The organism is Roseomonas sp. BN140053, assembly GCF_047690175.1.
Lineage (GTDB): Bacteria > Pseudomonadota > Alphaproteobacteria > Acetobacterales > Acetobacteraceae > Roseomonas.
The window spans coordinates 1,661-4,407 of the sequence record NZ_JBLLEB010000075.1 but is presented as its reverse complement, the minus strand read 5'-3'; the positions used below and the strand labels follow the sequence as shown (position 1 = coordinate 4,407).

Annotated in this window: 1 rRNA gene; it reads right to left on the bottom strand. The window is 58.5% G+C overall.

Features of this window, described 5'->3' with window-relative positions:
- Positions 1-2,747: ribosomal RNA gene (locus ACLIBK_RS25305) — 23S ribosomal RNA — on the bottom strand; the annotation flags it as partial.

Sequence of the window (2,747 nt, the reverse complement as noted above, 5' to 3'; positions counted from 1 at the left end):
TGAGATCGATCGGGCGATTAGGACCGCTCAGCTGAGCCAGTTACCTGGCGTATACTTGCGGCCTATCGACGTGGTGGTCTTCCACGGCCCTTGGGGAGACCTGGTTTTGAGGCTGGTTTCCCGCTTAGATGCCTTCAGCGGTTATCCGTTCCGCACTTGGCTACCCGGCGATGCCGCGGGCGCGACAACCGGTGCACCAGAGGTGCGTCCATCCCGGTCCTCTCGTACTAGGGACAGATCCTCGCAAGTCTCCAACACCCATGGCAGATAGGGACCGAACTGTCTCACGACGTTCTAAACCCAGCTCACGTACCGCTTTAATCGGCGAACAGCCGAACCCTTGGGACCTGCTCCAGCCCCGGGATGCGATGAGCCGACATCGAGGTGCCAAACCTCCCCGTCGATGTGGACTCTTGGGGGAGATCAGCCTGTTATCCCTAGAGTACCTTTTATCCGTTGAGCGATGGCCCTTCCACGCGGGACCACCGGATCACTAAGGCCGACTTTCGTCTCTGCTCGCGCTGTCGCGCTCGCAGTCAGGCGGGCTTGTGCCTTTGCACTCAACAGCCGATGTCCGACCGGCCTGAGCCCACCATCGCGCGCCTCCGTTACCATTTGGGAGGCGACCGCCCCAGTCAAACTGCCCACCACGCAGGGTCCTGGCCCCGGCTAACGGGGCTCAGTGAGATGCCAGAAAGGCGCAGGGTGGTATTTCAAGGTTGCCTCCACCTGAGCTAGCGCCCCGGCTTCATCGGCTCCCACCTATCCTACACAGCCCCTTCCTGGCACCACTGCGAAGTTGCAGTAAAGGTTCATAGGGTCTTTCCGTCTAACCACGGGTACCCCGCATCTTCACGGGGAATTCAATTTCGCTGAGCCCATGCTGGAGACAGTGGGGAGGTCGTTACGCCATTCGTGCAGGTCGGAACTTACCCGACAAGGAATTTCGCTACCTTAGGACCGTTATAGTTACGGCCGCCGTTTACCGGGGCTTCGGTTCGATGCTCTCACATCTCCCCTTAACCTTCCGGCACCGGGCAGGCGTCAGACCCTATACGTCCTCTCTCGAGTTCGCAGAGTCCTGTGTTTTTACTAAACAGTCGCCACCCCCTGGTCTGTGCCACCCTCCTACGCTTGCGCACAGAAGGGTCTCGCTTATCCCGAAGTTACGCGAGCAATTTGCCTAGTTCCTTCAGCATGGTTCTCTCAAGCGCCTCGGTATACTCAACCAGTCCACCTGTGTCGGTTTCGGGTACGGTCCATATCCCAGTGCTATTTCCTGGACCAATCCACCTGCCCTCCCAATCCAATAAGGGAGAACCGCGCTTCATGGTCGTCACATCTGGGGGGCCCAGGACTATTCACCTGGTTTCCATCGGCTACGGCTGTCGCCCTCGCCTTAGGGGCCGGCTCACCCTGCGCGGATTGGCCTTGCGCAGGAACCCTTGGACTTTCGGCGAGAGGGGTTCTCACCCTCTTTGTCGCTACTCATGTCCGCATTCTCACTTCCGATACCTCCAGCGCCCCTCACGGGTACACCTTCAACGGCTTACGGAACGCTCCGCTACCACGGACAAACCCGCCAGGGTTTTGTCCATCCACAGCTTCGGCACGTGGCTTGAGCCCCGTTACATTTTCGCCGCAAAACAGCTATTAGACCAGTGAGCTATTACGCTTTCTTTAAAGGATGGCTGCTTCTAAGCCAACCTCCTGGTTGTTTTGGCCGTCTCACATGCTTTCCCACTTAGCCACGATTTGGGGGCCTTAGCTGGTGGTCTGGGTTGTTTCCCTCTTGCCCATGGACCTTAGCACCCACGGACTGTCTGCCGCCCTGCACTCCTCGGTATTCGGAGTTCGGTAGGGTTTGGTAGGGCTTTGGGCCCCCCTAGCCCTTCCGGTGCTCTACCCCCGAGGGTGACCAAACGACGATCTACCTCAATAGATTTCGCGGAGAACCAGCTATTTCCGAGTTTGATTGGCCTTTCACCCCTAGCCACAGCTCATCCCCGACTTTTTCAACAGGCGTGGGTTCGGCCCTCCAGTGGGTGTTACCCCACCTTCAGCCTGGCCATGGCTAGATCACTCGGTTTCGGGTCTTCTGCCGGCAACTCAAGCGCCCTTATCAGACTCGCTTTCGCTGCGCCTACACCTCACGGCTTAAGCTCGCTGCCAACAGAAACTCGCGGACCCATTATACAAAAGGTACGCCGTCACCCCACAACGGGGGCTCCGACTGCTTGTAGGCGTTCGGTTTCAGGTCTCTTTCACTCCCCTTGTCGGGGTGCTTTTCACCTTTCCCTCACGGTACTTGTGCACTATCGGTCGCCAGAGAGTATTTAGGCTTGGAGGGTGGTCCCCCCACGTTCAGACAGGGTTTCACGTGCCCCGCCCTACTCAAGGATCATGCGAAACACTACGCCTACGGGGCTGACACCCGCTCTGGCCGGCCTTTCAATGCCGTTCGGCTTCTTTCCGCATAACCACTGGCCTGCTCCGCTTTCGCTCGCCACTACTCGCGGAATCTCTGTTGATGTCTTTTCCTCCAGGTACTGAGATGTTTCAGTTCCCCGGGTTCGCCTCCCGACCCTATGTGTTCAGGCCGGGATCTCCGTAATCGGAGGGGTTTCCCCATTCGGACATCCGCGGATCAACGATCGCTCGCATCTCCCCGCGGCTTTTCGCAGCGTGCCACGTCCTTCATCGCCTTCTGGCGCCAAGGCATCCACCGAACGCCCTTCAGTCTCTCA